Annotated in this window: 11 protein-coding genes; 4 read left to right on the forward strand and 7 right to left on the reverse strand. The window is 56.4% G+C overall.

Annotated features, from left to right (window positions below; genetic code table 11):
* The first annotated feature begins 128 nt into the window (after positions 1-128).
* Positions 129-2,153 carry a YgiQ family radical SAM protein gene (locus TREBR_RS12820; RefSeq protein WP_156786676.1) on the forward strand — a complete coding sequence of 675 codons (2,025 nt, stop codon included), beginning with the start codon at positions 129-131 and terminating at the stop codon, positions 2,151-2,153.
* Positions 2,150-4,030, forward strand: coding sequence for a B12-binding domain-containing radical SAM protein (locus TREBR_RS12825; protein ID WP_013759597.1), 1,881 nt, complete (start codon positions 2,150-2,152; stop codon positions 4,028-4,030). The genes TREBR_RS12820 and TREBR_RS12825 overlap by 4 nt, the downstream gene beginning before the upstream one ends.
* Here the strand turns inward: TREBR_RS12825 and TREBR_RS12830 are convergent.
* Together TREBR_RS12830 and TREBR_RS12835 are read right to left on the reverse strand one after the other, a co-directional pair.
* On the reverse strand, positions 4,020-5,021 hold the full coding sequence (locus TREBR_RS12830) for an omptin family outer membrane protease (protein WP_013759598.1): 1,002 nt from the start codon (positions 5,019-5,021) through the stop codon (positions 4,020-4,022). The two genes, TREBR_RS12825 and TREBR_RS12830, sit on opposite strands and share 11 nt — an antisense overlap.
* Positions 5,022-5,030: 9 nt before the next feature.
* Positions 5,031-6,815, reverse strand: coding sequence for a phospholipase D-like domain-containing protein (locus TREBR_RS12835; protein ID WP_215904823.1), 1,785 nt, complete (start codon positions 6,813-6,815; stop codon positions 5,031-5,033).
* Positions 6,816-6,884: 69 nt separating this feature from the next.
* Between TREBR_RS12835 and TREBR_RS12840 the strand changes: the two genes are divergently transcribed.
* Positions 6,885-8,549: a hypothetical protein gene (locus TREBR_RS12840; RefSeq protein ID WP_013759600.1), complete on the forward strand. Its 1,665-nt coding sequence runs from the start codon at positions 6,885-6,887 to the stop codon at positions 8,547-8,549.
* A 65-nt stretch (positions 8,550-8,614) separates the two neighbouring features.
* Here TREBR_RS12840 and TREBR_RS12845 read toward each other — a convergent pair whose 3' ends face one another.
* The 4 genes from TREBR_RS12845 to TREBR_RS12860 all read right to left on the reverse strand — a co-directional run bounded on the left by TREBR_RS12845 (position 8,615) and on the right by TREBR_RS12860 (position 11,508).
* Entirely contained in the window at positions 8,615-8,887 is a 273-nt protein-coding gene (locus TREBR_RS12845; protein ID WP_013759601.1) for a hypothetical protein, read from the reverse strand.
* 3 nt (positions 8,888-8,890) lie between these two features.
* Positions 8,891-9,463 (reverse strand): signal peptidase II, encoded by a 573-nt coding sequence (gene lspA / locus TREBR_RS12850; RefSeq protein ID WP_013759602.1) that lies wholly within the window; start codon positions 9,461-9,463, stop codon positions 8,891-8,893.
* A gap of 72 nt (positions 9,464-9,535) precedes the next feature.
* A complete protein-coding gene (locus TREBR_RS12855; RefSeq protein WP_013759603.1) occupies positions 9,536-10,303 on the reverse strand; it encodes a Nif3-like dinuclear metal center hexameric protein in 768 nt (255 codons plus the stop codon).
* On the reverse strand, positions 10,300-11,508 hold the full coding sequence (locus tag TREBR_RS12860; protein WP_041610463.1) for a hypothetical protein: 1,209 nt from the start codon (positions 11,506-11,508) through the stop codon (positions 10,300-10,302). Before TREBR_RS12860 ends, TREBR_RS12855 begins: the two co-directional genes overlap by 4 nt.
* Before the next feature lie 169 nt (positions 11,509-11,677).
* Between TREBR_RS12860 and TREBR_RS12865 the strand changes: the two genes are divergently transcribed.
* Entirely contained in the window at positions 11,678-13,195 is a 1,518-nt protein-coding gene (locus TREBR_RS12865) for an HDOD domain-containing protein (protein ID WP_013759605.1), read from the forward strand.
* Between the two features lie 57 nt (positions 13,196-13,252).
* Here the strand turns inward: TREBR_RS12865 and TREBR_RS12870 are convergent, their stop codons facing one another.
* Positions 13,253-14,074: a TrmH family RNA methyltransferase gene (locus tag TREBR_RS12870; RefSeq protein ID WP_013759606.1), complete on the reverse strand. Its 822-nt coding sequence runs from the start codon at positions 14,072-14,074 to the stop codon at positions 13,253-13,255.
* Position 14,075: the final 1 nt, after the last annotated feature.

Raw genomic sequence — 14,075 nt, forward strand, 5'->3', positions numbered from 1 at the left:
TCAAGCGGTGTATAAAACTCGGAGGATTTATACACGACGTCGGTACCGATGCCTTTGCGCGCCGCCGCCCGCAACTGTCATTTCTGCGCAGTATGGCGCGTTTCCGCGCGGCGTGCTATACTGCGGCTATGAAAATCTCTCAGTCCGAAGCGAACGCGCACCCGGCACTCTCCTCCGCGCGCAAAAAAACGGGCGCACATCCGACCGCAGCTGCCGCAGCGGCACATCTCGCCGCACGACCCGCGCCGCCGCAATCGGCCGCCGCATCCGCGCAATCGGCCGCAGCATTTGCCGCATCCGCGCAATCCGCACCGGCCGTACCGCGCAGCCGGTTTCTGCCCGTAAGCCGCGCGGACATGGACGAACGCGGAATCGTGGAACTCGACTTCGTGTTCGTCTCCGGCGACGCGTACGTAGACCATTCATCATTCGCCGCGGCTATCCTCGGCCGGCTGCTTGAAAAAAACGGCTACACGGTGGGTATTATCGCCCAGCCCGACTGGAAATCGGCCGAACCGTTCAAAAAACTCGGCAGACCGCGCCTTGCGTTTTTGGTAAGCGCCGGCGCGATGGATTCGATGGTCTCAAACTACACGGCGAACAACAAACCGCGTTCGTCCGACGCGTACGCGCACGGCGGAGAAGCCGGACACCGCCCGGACCGGGCGCTCATCGCGTACACGGCCAAAATCCGCGAAGCGTATAAAGGCGTACCCGTAATTATCGGCGGCATAGAAGCCAGCCTGCGCCGTACCGCGCACTACGACTGCTGGTCGAACACGGTGCGCCGCTCGATCCTGCTCGACACTAAAGCCGATCTGCTCATTTACGGCATGGGAGAACGGCCGATTCTCGAAATCGCCGAACGCCTTGCACGCGGAGAAACGGCGTCCCTTATCCGCGGCGTTCGCGGCACCTGCTGGCGCACCGGACGCCGAACCGAACTGCCGGCCGTTTCCGCCGACGCGAACGGAAAAATCTCCGCTCCCGTCGAACTGCCCCCGTTCGCCGAAGTTTCGGCACCTACCGCCGAAGGCAAAGCCGCGTTCGCGCGTTCCTTTACGCTGCAAGAAGCGAACACCGACGCCGTTTCGGGAAAAATCCTCATCGAACAAAGCGAAAACCGCTACGTCGTTCAGGAACCGCCCGCGTTCCCGCTCACGCAGGAAGCGTTCGACGCCGTCATGGAACTGCCGTTCACCCGCCGCTGGCATCCCGATTACGACCTTCCCGCCGCCAACGGCAAAACCGGCGTCCCCGCCCTTGCGGAAGTACAGTTTTCACTCGTCAGCTGCCGCGGCTGCTTCGGCGCCTGCTCGTTCTGCGCCATCACCTTCCATCAGGGAAAACGCATCCAATCGCGCAGCCACGACTCGCTCGAAAAAGAAGCCCGCGCGCTCACCGCGTTGCCCGGCTTCAAAGGCTACATCCACGACGTCGGCGGCCCGACCGCCAACTTCCGGCAGGACGCGTGCGCCAAACAGGAAAAAAGCGGCGCGTGCACGAACCGCGAATGCCTCGGAACGGACCCCTGCCCCAATCTGAGAGTCGATCACCGCGACTACGTTACCCTCTTGCGCCGCCTGCGCGCGCTGCCCGGCGTCAAAAAAGTCTTCATCAGGAGCGGCATCCGCTTCGACTACCTGCTGCTGGACGGCGATAAAACCTTTTTCCGCGAATTGTGCGAACATCACGTTTCCGGCCAGCTCAAAGTTGCCCCCGAACACGTCAGCAACCGCGTGCTGAACCTCATGCGCAAAAGCACGCACGAAGTCTACGAACGGTTCTCCTGCGAATACGCCGCGCTGAACCGGAAACTCGGCAAAAAACAGTACCTCGTACCCTACTATATCGCCGGACACCCCGGAGCGGAACTGTCGGACGCCGTAGAAACGGCGCTGTACCTCAAAAAAACCGGCTTCGTCCCCGAGCAAGTACAGGATTTTTACCCCACTCCCGGCAGCCTCGCCACCTGCATGTATTACACCGCGCTCGACCCGCGCACCATGCAGCCCATTCACGTTGCCGCCGGCGCACGGGAACGCCGTCTGCAGCGCGCGCTGCTTCAGTTCAACAAACCGGAAAACCGCGCCCTCGTCAAAGAAGCGCTGCTTGAAGCCGGCAGGGCGGACCTTATCGGAGTCCTGCAATGAGCAAAACCGTCGTCGTCTGTACCGTTCTGGCGGAAACCTCACCCCAAGCGCTCCCGCTCGGAGCCGCCTGCATCGCTTCGGCCGTAAACGCCGCGTTCAAAGACTGCGGCGAATCCCGACGCGTCCGGGCGGAACTCGTTTCAGCCTCGCTTGAAGACAATCTTTCACCCGAAACGCTCGCTTCCCGCCTGACGGAAAAACACCCCGCAGCCGTATGCTTTTCCGTATACGTGTGGAACCGCCGCCTGCTTGAACGAACCGCCGCCCTCGTCAAAGAACGCGCACCGCACGTCCCGATCGTCGCCGGCGGCCCCGAAGTTACCGCGAACCCCGAAAGCTTCAATATCGGTTACGGGAGCGGGAGGAGCCCCTCCCGCGCTCCAATGAGCGCCGCATCCGCGCCGCTCCTTTCCGCTGCCCTCCCTGCGGGGGAACCCGGCACGCTCAGCCCCCGCAACGCCCCCCTGCCCGTATTCGATTACCTCGTTACCGGAGAGGGCGAAGACGCCGTTCCCGCGCTGCTTGCCGAACTGTTCGCCGCAGACGACGCAGCGGCGGCAACCGATACGCGGCACGCACCGGCTCAGCACGCAGCGGCACAACCGTCCGTTCTGCACGGCACTCGCACCGCGCCCGAACGCCTTTCGTCGCCCTATCTGGACGGCACGCTCGACCCGGCGCGCTACGACGGCGGCGCTTTGTGGGAACTGGCGCGCGGCTGCCCGTTCAAATGCTCGTACTGTTACGAATCAAAAGGTGAAAAAACCGTCGTTCATTTTCCGACGGAACGTATCCGTGCGGAGCTTGATCTGTTCGTTCAAAAAAAAGTGCGCCAAGTATTCGTTCTCGATCCCACTTACAACGCGGACAAAAAACGCGCGCTCGACATGCTGGCTTACATCAGGCGAACTGCGCCGGACATCTTTTTTCATTTTGAATGCCGCGCCGAATTTCTGGACGCGGCTTTGGCACAGGCGTTCGCTTCGATTCCCTGCTCGCTCCAAATCGGACTGCAAAGCGCGCACGAACACGTGCTCGCCCTCGTTCACCGCGGCTTCAATAAAAAAGATTTTATAAAAAAGATCGGGCTGCTCAATAAAAGCGGCGCCGTGTTCGGCTTCGACTTGATATACGGGCTGCCCGGCGACTCGCTTTCCGGCTTCCGCGAAAGCATCGATTTTGCCGTAAGCCTGTATCCGAACAGCCTTGAAATATTCCGCCTGTCCGTACTGCCGGGCACCGACTTGTACGACCGCCGCAGCGAACTCGGTTTGAACGCTCAAGAGCGCGCGCCGTACCTTATCCGCTCGCTGCCGACATTCCCGGAAGACGCGCTCAATCAGGCCGAATCCTTGGGCAAAGCGGCGTCCCTGTTTTATTCGGCGGGCCGCGCCGTCAGCTGGTTTCATAGCGTAACCGCGCCGCTGCACTGCAAACCGTCGGCGTTTTTCACCCGATTCGCCGCCTGGCTGGATCGCCCGCCGGCCGCACCTACGCCGCCGGGAACGCAAAGCGCGGCGCGGCCGCAAACCGCGCCGGTAACCCTAGCCGCGGCGCCGCGGAACGATGCGCACGCCGAATGCGCCCACGCGCAGACGGAACGGCTGCAAGTCGGTTTTATCACGGCCGAATACGAAGCGGCAAAACAAACCCGCCTGCTCGCCGCTGCAACCGACCTCATCCGGCTCAACGGCGCGCTTTCGCGTGCGTACGCGGAAGGCGAATCGTCGGAACTGACGCTTTCGTATCACCCCGACGACGTTCTCAGCCCGTACGCGCAGGACTTGTTTTTTTTCTGCAAAAACGCGCGACGCAGCCCCTGCCGCGTCCGCGTCGGTCCGAACGGAAACGGACCGCAGTGGAAAATCATCGGCTGACGGCCGGCACACGGCGCTGCCATCGGTATGAAATCGCCGCGCGCCACAGCGAACTGTCGTATCCGGGCGTCACGCCGCGGCTCGGCACCGGATAAAAAAAATCCGTACTGCTTGAAGCGCTCGCGCCGCTTCTTACCGACATATATTCGTACGTCAGCGTAATCCGTACGTTGAAAAGACGCATCGTGCCGCCCGCAGCCACGCCGAAGCCGCCGCGCATGGAGTCGAAAAACCGCGTGCTCCGTAAAAAATGCGTGTCCAGCGCGTCGGCGATTACGTACGGATACCAGGCGGCGTTCACGCTGAAGCCGACTTCGCGCCGCGCCTCGAACGACGCTTCAAGCGCAAAATACGGCAGCCGCAGCACCTGCCCGTAACTGATGACGCTGCCGGAAAACGCTTTTTTCTCTTCAGTTCCCGTCCAGGCGCCGCTCGCCGGATACTGACTGTAGCCGTCTTTCGCCGTCCACTTTACGCTGCGATACCGAAAGCCCAGCGCCGGCCTCACGGAAAACCGCCCGAATCGCGCACGCCACCCGGCGCTTACCGAAATATCCGCAAAGCGGTCCGTATACAGATCGTGCCGGGAATAATGGGACGCAGCGGATGTCTGCGCAAGCAGAAAATCGAAGTCTTCCATTACGCCGCTTTTTACGGGAATCGCCGCCGAAAATCCGGCCGAAAGTTCCGCACCCCAAACCGAAGCCGTTCCGGCCGCACTCAGTACGGGAACGCCCGACATCCGCCAATCGAGCCGGCTCACCGTGTTACCGTTTCGTTCAACGTATTCGCGCACCGTGCCGGCCAAAAGGGAAATTCCCGTCTCGAATGAAACCGAAACGGGCGGAACGGAAACGGCCGCCGATACCGGCGCAAAAGCCGTTCCCGAATCGGCCCAAACCGTACCGGGCGCCGCCGGCAGCAGCGCCGCGCAGAAAACGGCGGAGACAACGGGCATATGCTGCAAAAAACGCGCTGCACTGAACTTCATTCCGGCGCCTCACATGAGCGGAGCAAAAATTCTCAGAATATCCTGCACGATTTTCATCACGAAGTTGACGCGGCACGAATCGATCGTAATCGGCGTACTCGCTTTTACCGTTTCGAGAAAATCGTTTTTCACGTCCGCAACCGCGGGCGTCCCGTACAGCACCGTTCCGCACTCGAAATGGTGATACAGACTGCGAAAATCGAAATTGGTCGTACCGACGACGGCCGCGTTATCGTCGGTTACCAGCAATTTCGCGTGAACGAAACCGCCGGTATATTCGTATATCTTTACGCCGCCTTCGATCAGTTCGCGGTAATACGAGCGAGTCGTTATGTGCACCAGCCGTTTGTCCCATACCTGCGGCGTAATGACGCGCACGTCCACGCCGCTTTTTGCCGCAAGGATCAGCGCCGAAATCATGCTGTCGTCCAAAATCAGATACGGAGTCGTAATGTAAATATACCGGCGGGCACCGGTAATCAATTGCAGATACACGTGTTCGCCCACATTTTCGCCGTCCATCGGCGTATCCGCGTACGGCTGCACGAAGCCGCCGGATTCCGGCAAAGTTTTATCCGAATCCGGCAGCGCCGCTTCATCGGCTCCGGATGCAATCCCGTGCGGAACGGCCGGAAAATACGATTCGTAAGAATCGCAGCACGGCGGCGGCAGCGCCTTTTTACGGTGCGGCGCCGCGATGTACCGGCAGAAATCCCACATCTGCAAAAACAGCAGCGTAAACGTCCAGGCGCCTTGTCCCGTCAGTTTTACGCCGCTGTCCTTCCAAATACCGTGTTTTTCAACCGTACCGATATACTCGTCCGCAATATTGATACCGCCGGTAAACGCGACCGTTCCGTCTACGGCGATAATTTTACGATGATCGCGGTTATTCTGATTGATTGCCAAAAACGGTTTAAGCGGGTTGAATACCTGCGCTTTAATACCCTGAGATTTCAGTGTCTCCGTATAATCCGCCGGTAAAATGAGGAAACAGCCGATATCGTCGTACATGACGCGAACGTCGACGCCTTGAGACGCCTTTTCAACGAGAATCTCCAATATTGAATTCCACATAACGCCTTCTTGCATTATAAAAAACTCAAGAAAGATATATTTTTCGGCTTTTTTCAGCGCTTCAAGCACCGGCGGCAGAAAAGATTCTCCTGCCGAATAATAGACCGCCTCCGTCCGAGCGCACACGGGAAACCCGACGAACCGTTCCAAATACGACATCTGCGCACTATGCTGCGGATACGCGGACACGGCCGCCTCCAGACAACTCCCGTTCAGCATGAACAATCCGCGCGAACGATCTTCGATAGTCAGATTCGCTTTCCGAAAACGGCGAACCGCGGCCTGACAGCGGATGACGACGTACAGAACGCCGCCGAACAGCGGAACGATCAGCAACAGATAGATCCAGGCAAGTTTGAACGCACCTTTGTCGCGGCGGCTTATGATATACAGCGAAACGGCGAGGCTCATCACAGTCAGAAACGGCGCAACGTACGGATACCTGTCTGAACCGCGCAAAATGAACCATATGAAAAAGCAAATTTGTGCCAGCAATATCAAAACGACGATAAACCGATAGCGTAAGAGCTGTTTAAGCCACTTGGGCTTCATCCGTACCTCCTGAAAAACGTAAAACGGCCGCGCAAACCGTTCCAAGCAGCCGCCGGTTCCGTTCCGTTTATAACTATACGGCACGCGCTGAAAATTAACAAGCGCTTTTACCGCACGGTTTCCCGGTACGGTTTCCTGCGCCGGCAGAACCGCCGCATTCGGCAAAATTACTCCGCCGCCAAGACCGGGCGCCGTAAACTTGACTTTATATAAAAGATATCACATAATTACGGAATGTACGAAGACGAATTAGCCCCGGAAATTGCAGCCCTTCTGAACGAGGCACAAAACGTAAGTCCGAAAGCGGCAGCCGCATCTGCAGCGCCGATAAAATCCGCCGCAGAACCGGATCCCGTAAAAAAAACCGCCGCCGTCGGCGTACCCGACGTTGATCTGAGTGTCCGACAATTCCAACCCATACAGGAATTTTTTTCTTCAACACCGTCGCCGATATTCGACGATCCGGCATACTATAAAACGGCGTTGACCGGAGAATCGGAATCCGCCCAGCGTCTGCACACGCTGCTGACCAAATATCTGACCGCACAGGACCCCAAAGACCGCACCGTATACCGTCAGCAAATAGTCAACGTCTACTGGGAATTTCTGCGCTCACTCGCACCGAAAATGAACGATCCGTCGCTCCCGCTGTGTAAGCGTACGCTGATGCGCTTCGCCGTCGTGCTGCCGTCGCTGTTCACACACGAACAAAAAGAACTGTTTTCCTCCGTCTTTTTTGAAAACACGAGCGGCGAGCCGGTTTTTTATCTGGACGAATGGTTCCGTGAAATCGCCGCCGGCAGACTGACGCTGTCTGCCACTGACGAAGCCCGTCCGGCCCGTAAAAACACGGGAAATCCCGCGGAAGAAACGGCCCGCCTCATGCAGCTGAAAAGCAAAAACTCGGGCAAACTGCAAAACGCGGAAAACTTGCTGAACGCCAAAGAAAGCCAGCGCGCCATGATCGAAGCGGAACTCAAATCGCGCGTCGATCAGATATGCCAGCACGATGCGGTGATCGGACTGGGAACGCATAAAGCACCGTACTCGGAAAGTCAAAAACGCATGTTCGCCGAAGTCACGGAACGGCTGCGGCTGCTCGCAAAAATCGATAAAGAACTCGGCAGCAGCCTCGCCGAATTTCAGGAAGCGAAAAACATATCCGATTCACTCGATACGAAAATAAACAGCGGTCCCGCTGCCATAGAAGTCAGCAAAGCGGACGTGTTTACGGAACTCGACACGGTGCGTCAAATGGCCAAAATGACCGTCGGGCGGCAGGGAAACCATTTTCCCGTTTTTACCAGGGAATACTTTCATTGCATGCCGCGCGCAACCGGATTCCGTGAAAACGTCATAGACGTTATGGCGTGGATCGAATCCGTTGATCCGGGCGCGTTCTGCCGTATCCATAAAAATGTATCGAACCGCATCGTTCCGTACGTCATCCTCATCCCGACGTACGGCGACACCGGTTTCTGCTGGGAACCGTTCGACCGGTACAACCGTATCACCAGTCGCGGACGCATCGCCGTACCCATGTATCCCAAAGATCTCAAAATCGCGCTGCTCACCGCCGTCGCCGATTTGCGCTGGCAGGTTGCCAAGGAAAAAGCTTCTTATTATTGGATGGAAGAAGGGCTCACCGGGCAGTACTATCAGTGGCTCGTTGCCCAAAAATTGAAAGGCGACGTAAAAGATTATTTCATAAACGATTACGTGCTGTGGATGACAAAAGAAAGCGAAGGCGTTCAGCGGCTCGACAAAGAAGTGCGCGGCGTATTCTGGCGGCACATGCCGTTCTCGCCGGACATCAAGGAAAAACTGAAAACGCGCAGTCTCGTCTATCAGGAATTGTACCAGCGCGACATAAACCGATCGATGTCGGACGGATATTGATCCGCATTACGGTGCCGCACGCAGGGAACTCGTAAGACTGCGTGCGGGAACACGCACAGTAACGGCTAGTCCCTGCGGTTCCGTCTCTTTCTGCCGAACAGCGGCTCCAGTTTGTCCTCAAGATTCCACTTTTTGATGACGATGCCGGTCAGTTTTTGCGCGATCAGCATTCCCAAAAAAACGGCCAGAACGAACACGAACGGCAGCACGAACGCTCCGTTTTCTTTCAGCGCGAGCAGCGCGATCACCGAAAACAAAACCAGCAAAAGCAGCATTATCACCAAATTGGCCGCCGTCGTTATCAAAATGAAAATGACAGTCCGTTGTTTTTTCGTCATCAGTCAGTCCTTCACCGTATTCCGGTTCGATTTCGATTCGTTTTTTACCATAATGATAAAAGAAATTATCAGCGTCGCGCCGCAGATCAATACGGACATATCGGCCACGTTGAACGTCGGCCACCGTTCCAGCCCGAACAACCCGTAAAATTTCACGTCGATAAAATCGACCACGCCTTCGGATCGGAAAAACCTGTCGAACAGATTCCCCAGACCGCCGCCGACGATACCGGCGATCGCCCAGCGCTGTACGGATGAAAATTCGTTCGTGCGGAAGTACACGACCATCACGACGATCAGCACCGCGAGCGGCGCGAACGCGAACAAAACGCTTCTGATCGTATCCGGCAGACCGTTGCCCACGCTGAACGCAATTCCGGGATTATACACGTGCACGATACGCAAAAAACCATTTAAAAAACTCGCGCCCACCGTATACGGCGATATGAACGTAACGACCAGCCATTTCGTCAGCTGGTCGGCGGCAAAAATCGCAGCCGTCAAAATCAACGGAATTAATTTCCGCTTCAGTCCGGTATTCTTCACAAACTCAACAGGTACAACATCGTCAATCATGCAGATATACTATACTATTCAGGTTACAAAGTCTAGCTGCATAAAATCGCGCGTTTGCCGAATCGCCGAACGTTACAAACCGGTCGGCACGTCGATAAATACGGTTTCGAGTCCTTTTTCTTCGCCAAGTTTTTTCATTACGAGCGAAACGCCGACCGTTTCCGTCTGATAGTGTCCGCCGGCAATAACGGTCAGTCCCGCTTCCAACGCAAAATGATACTGTTCGTGCCCGATTTCACCGGTGATATACACGTCGAATCCGGCGGCGGCGGCCTGTTCCGCGTCGTCTCCGGCACCGCCCGAAATGATCGCGACGGTTCGGATACGTTTATTGCCGAACGGCAGCACGTGCAGCGGCTGCTCCCCGTGCGGAAATAATTTTTTTGCAAGCTGCTCGGCCGTCAGCGCTTCGGGCAAACACCCCGCAACGCCGATACTCATTCCGCGCCATAATCCGAACGGTTCAAGCTGCTCGAGTCCGATTCTGCGCGCAAGACCGTAATTGTTGCCGACTTCTTCATTCGCGTCGAGCGGAATATGACACGCGTACAGCGCCGTATCAGCGTCGAGCAGCGTTTTGACGCGCCGATACAGTTGAGCGGTTATCGGCTCGCACTGCCCCCAAAACAGTCCGTGATGAACGAACAGCACGTCGGCGCCGTACGCAGCGGCGCGCCGGATCGTTTCCGCACACGCATCCACTGCGAACGCAACCTTTCCGATCCGTTTTTCGTCCGGCGCGCTGTTCTGGATCTGAATCCCGTTACGCGACGGATCCGCGGGATATGAATCGATTGCCAAAAATGAGCGGAAATACGTATCAAGTTCGGTTAACGTCACGGCAGCAGCCCTCCTTTAAAGACCCGATCGGCCTGTTCCGCGGCAAGTACCGCGCCGGGAGCGGGAACGGAAGCGTTCCGTACCGGAAAAAAACGTTCAGCAGCGCGCAGCTGAGCTGAAACACTCGACTGAGCTGAAGCCATGCCGGCAGTACCACCCGAAGCCGCAGAGCTTGAAGCTGCCGAAGCCGCAGAGCTTGAATCCGCAGTGCCGGTGCCGGCGGGAGACGATTGCAGCGCCGGATGATTCAGCACTGAAAGCAGCGCGTACAGTTCCGGCGCGAGTTGTGCGACAGCCCCGTATCCGTTGCACCAGCCGGAAACGGCGAACGATTCGCCGGCGGAGTTCCCGCCGTTTATCGTATATATGCCGCTCGCAATATCCGGTTCCGCGGCGGCCGCACCGAACGCCGCCTGGCGGCAGATGCCCTCGCCCGCAAGAAACACCAGCCTTCCCGCGGCGGCGGCCGGCTTGCCGTACAAATCGAACAGAGCCACGTACTGCATCACCGCGTCGCGGATATAATCCGGCTTTTCGGCCTCGAACGATACGGGAAAAAACAACGCTTTCCAGCGCAGCAATCCCGACGCGGCGGACACCGTGTTAAAATCGGCTGCAACAACTTCATAGCCGCGGGAAGCCAGCGCGGCCGCAAACGGCATACTGCGCGCCGCGGTCGAACGCGGATCCGTCGCAAAAAGCACGAGCGGCAGCGGCTCCGGCGCGTCTTCGGGAACAAAAACCGACACTTCGGCGTCGAGCGATTCGAACAACCCCTTCCGTTCGGAAAACCCCGTGCGGTACGAACCGGTAAGCAGCAATTTCCGTTCCGCAGCGCCGAACAGGTCCGCACTCAGCGGAACCGGCCGAAAAAACACGATCGCACCGCCGGCCGCCGCGATCAGTAAAACGGCCGCCACCGACGAAACGTATGCGGCGGGACTGTACTGCTCCACAAACAGCCGGGAAACCAATCGCGTCAGACTGTGCACGTTTATCACGCACACAAAAAGCGAAAGCACGCACACGGCCAGTATCGGCAAATCCGGCTTCCAGGCAAAACACAGCAGAACGCTCAGCACCAAAGCCAGCGGCGCCAAAACGACCACCGCGTCGCGCTGCGATCTTTTTCTTATAAACACGCGGAAATTGACGATCAATAAAAGAACGAGTATCACCAATTCGCTTACAACAGTATCCGTCATACCCGTATCATAAAGCAAAAGCCGAACAATCTCAACCGACTGCAAAAACGGCCTTTTTTACGGCAATTTACACTATTTTGTTATAAGGGAAGCAGCTATAATCTCTTTACTTCCTTATCCGTTTGTGTTATTGTTGTATACATGATTTAAAGTAACAAAGTAGGTCGTTATGTCAGAAAGTAAAAACGCAACTGAAAAAATGCCGCTGCCTGATACCGAAAAAATACGTTCGGCAATCAAAGCGAGCCTTCCCTTGTCGATTACCACATACACGCTGCCTCATGAAATGGAAATTTACATGAACAGGGTGCTCACGATCTTCCTGCACGAACTCGATCAGGATTTCATGACGGAATATTTAACGTACTGTCTGAACGAGCTGATAACCAATTCCAAGAAAGCGAATACGAAGCGTATCTATTTCCGTGAAAAAGATCTCGACATCACGGATATGCACGACTATACCGTCGGAATGGAACATTTCAAACACGAAACGCTCGGCAACATCGATCATTATCTGGTGCTGCAAAAACAGGCGGGCTTGTACGTAAAATTGATCCTGCAAGCCAAAAACAACAAGATAAAACTTGAAATCCGCAACAATTGTGAACTGACCGTATACGAATATAAGCGAATGCACGACAAATTGTCGCGCGCGCAGCAGTATCATTCCATCGAAGACGCCATGACGCAGCTTCTCGACGAAACCGAAGGAGCCGGTCTCGGACTCATCATCCTGATACTGATGCTCCAAAAAATCGGACTGACTGATGAAAATTTCCAGATAGTGTGCGAAAACGGAGAAACGATCACGCGCATCATTCTGCCGATGAATGAAAATCAGCAGAACCAGATTTCAAGTCTTTCCGCAGAAATCGCGAATCAAATCCAGACCATTCCGAAATTTCCGGAAAACATCACGACGATCAATCGGCTGCTCAACGATCCCGACTCAAAACTGTCGGACATCGTCATGCACATCAGCAACGACGTATCGCTCACCACCGATCTGCTGCGCATGGTCAACAGCGCCGCGTTCGGCTTGAACGAACCGTGCACGAACGTCGCGGCGGCCGTAAAACTGATCGGCCTGCGCGGCATCAAAAACCTCATGTACAGCATCGGCACCCTGCAGAACTTGGATCCGGCGGGCTCGGACAGAAAAGAACTGTGGGATCATTCCGCCCGGACGGCGTTTTACGCGTACAATTTAAGCCGCAATTTCTGCCGCGCCGAACCGAACCTCATCTCCGTTTCCTACGTATGCGGCCTGCTGCACGACATCGGCAAAATAGTTTTCGACTGCGCGCATCCGGATCTCATCAGCAAACTGCAAACCCTGTGTACCGAAAAAAACATTCCGCAGCGCGTACTTGAAAAAATCATCGCCGGCGTCAATCATGCGGAGATAGGAGCGCTCGTTACCCGTAAATGGAATTTTCCCGAAATCATAACGGATGTTATCAAATATCACCATCTGCCCGAATGCAGCGCTCCCGAAAACCGGAAACTCGTACAAATCGTTTATCTGGCGAACTTGCTGACTCATTACCAAAAAGGCGAAGTCGATTTTTACCAATTCGATCCGGATGTTCTGGCCGTATTTAAAATCAGTTCCGAAGAACAGCTGAAAATCATTTCAGACAAACTGCAGGAACATTTTGAACAGCATCCTGAAACGCCCTGACCGGCAAATGCGGAAACGCCATTTTAACGTCAGGCACGTTTTAACGCCGAACGCGGATCAGACGCCCTGAAGCGAACGGACCCAAGCCTGCATCAGTATGCCGAACGCCACGCCCACGTTCAAAGACGCTTTCAGCCCTTTCATCGGGATGGAAACGCGCCCGTAAGTACCCCGTTTCAAAGCTTCCGGACTGACACCGAGTTCTTCCGAACCGATGACGACGATTCCTTCCCGCGGAAACGCGAATTCGTCGAGCGGGGTTCCTCCCGTTTCAAGAACGAAAACGGGTACGCCGGCCGGCAGCGCCTCAAGCGGCACGCGCTCCCACGGCATCGTTTCTATGCAGCCCATGCCGGAACGCAGCGCGCGCGAATGAGCCGGATCCGCACATCCGGGCGAAAGCAGCACACGCTCGGCACCCATTGCTTCGGCAGTTCTGAAAATCGAACCCAAATTGAACGGCGAACGGATATCTTCGGCATACACCGTTACGCCGCGGTAAAAATCGCGTTCAGCGCAAACCGACTGCGCCGCTTCCGTGCGGTGAGGCGCGATAACCAAATCCCACTCGGCGGGAAACGTTCCGATGACAGCCAGCAAATGATTGCGCGCGCAGTTGCAGACGCGGCGCTCGTCGAACGGATCGGCTGCAAGAAGCCGCTCCAATTCACCCGCGGCGGACGGCGGCAGCTGCGGATCTTCAAGCACGACTCGCGCCAGTTTTTTGACGTACTCGCCGCGGCTCAGAGAGGGGAACGAATAACCGCAGCCGGCTTCCGCAATTCCCGCAATGTCGCGCTCAAGCGCGCCGAAGCACAGCGCCAATTTGCGGCGTTTCTGGCCGCCGCGCAGATGAGACAATTTGTCGGGTGCGATCATA

The organism is Treponema brennaborense DSM 12168 (assembly GCF_000212415.1).
GTDB classification, from domain to species: Bacteria; Spirochaetota; Spirochaetia; order Treponematales; family Treponemataceae; genus Treponema_F; species Treponema_F brennaborense.

Excerpts from the sequence above, each read along its gene's own strand:
- TREBR_RS12820 (WP_156786676.1), top strand. The coding sequence starts at position 129 with ATGAAAATCTCTCAGTCCGAAGCGAACGCGCACCCGGCACTCTCCTCC.
- TREBR_RS12825 (WP_013759597.1), top strand. The coding sequence starts at position 2,150 with ATGAGCAAAACCGTCGTCGTCTGTACCGTTCTGGCGGAAACCTCACCC.
- TREBR_RS12830 (WP_013759598.1), bottom strand. The coding sequence starts at position 5,021 with ATGAAGTTCAGTGCAGCGCGTTTTTTGCAGCATATGCCCGTTGTCTCC.
- TREBR_RS12840 (WP_013759600.1), top strand. The coding sequence starts at position 6,885 with ATGTACGAAGACGAATTAGCCCCGGAAATTGCAGCCCTTCTGAACGAG.
- TREBR_RS12845 (WP_013759601.1), bottom strand. The coding sequence starts at position 8,887 with ATGACGAAAAAACAACGGACTGTCATTTTCATTTTGATAACGACGGCG.
- lspA (WP_013759602.1), bottom strand. The coding sequence starts at position 9,463 with ATGATTGACGATGTTGTACCTGTTGAGTTTGTGAAGAATACCGGACTG.
- TREBR_RS12860 (WP_041610463.1), bottom strand. The coding sequence starts at position 11,508 with ATGACGGATACTGTTGTAAGCGAATTGGTGATACTCGTTCTTTTATTG.
- TREBR_RS12865 (WP_013759605.1), top strand. The coding sequence starts at position 11,678 with ATGTCAGAAAGTAAAAACGCAACTGAAAAAATGCCGCTGCCTGATACC.
- TREBR_RS12870 (WP_013759606.1), bottom strand. The coding sequence starts at position 14,074 with ATGATCGCACCCGACAAATTGTCTCATCTGCGCGGCGGCCAGAAACGC.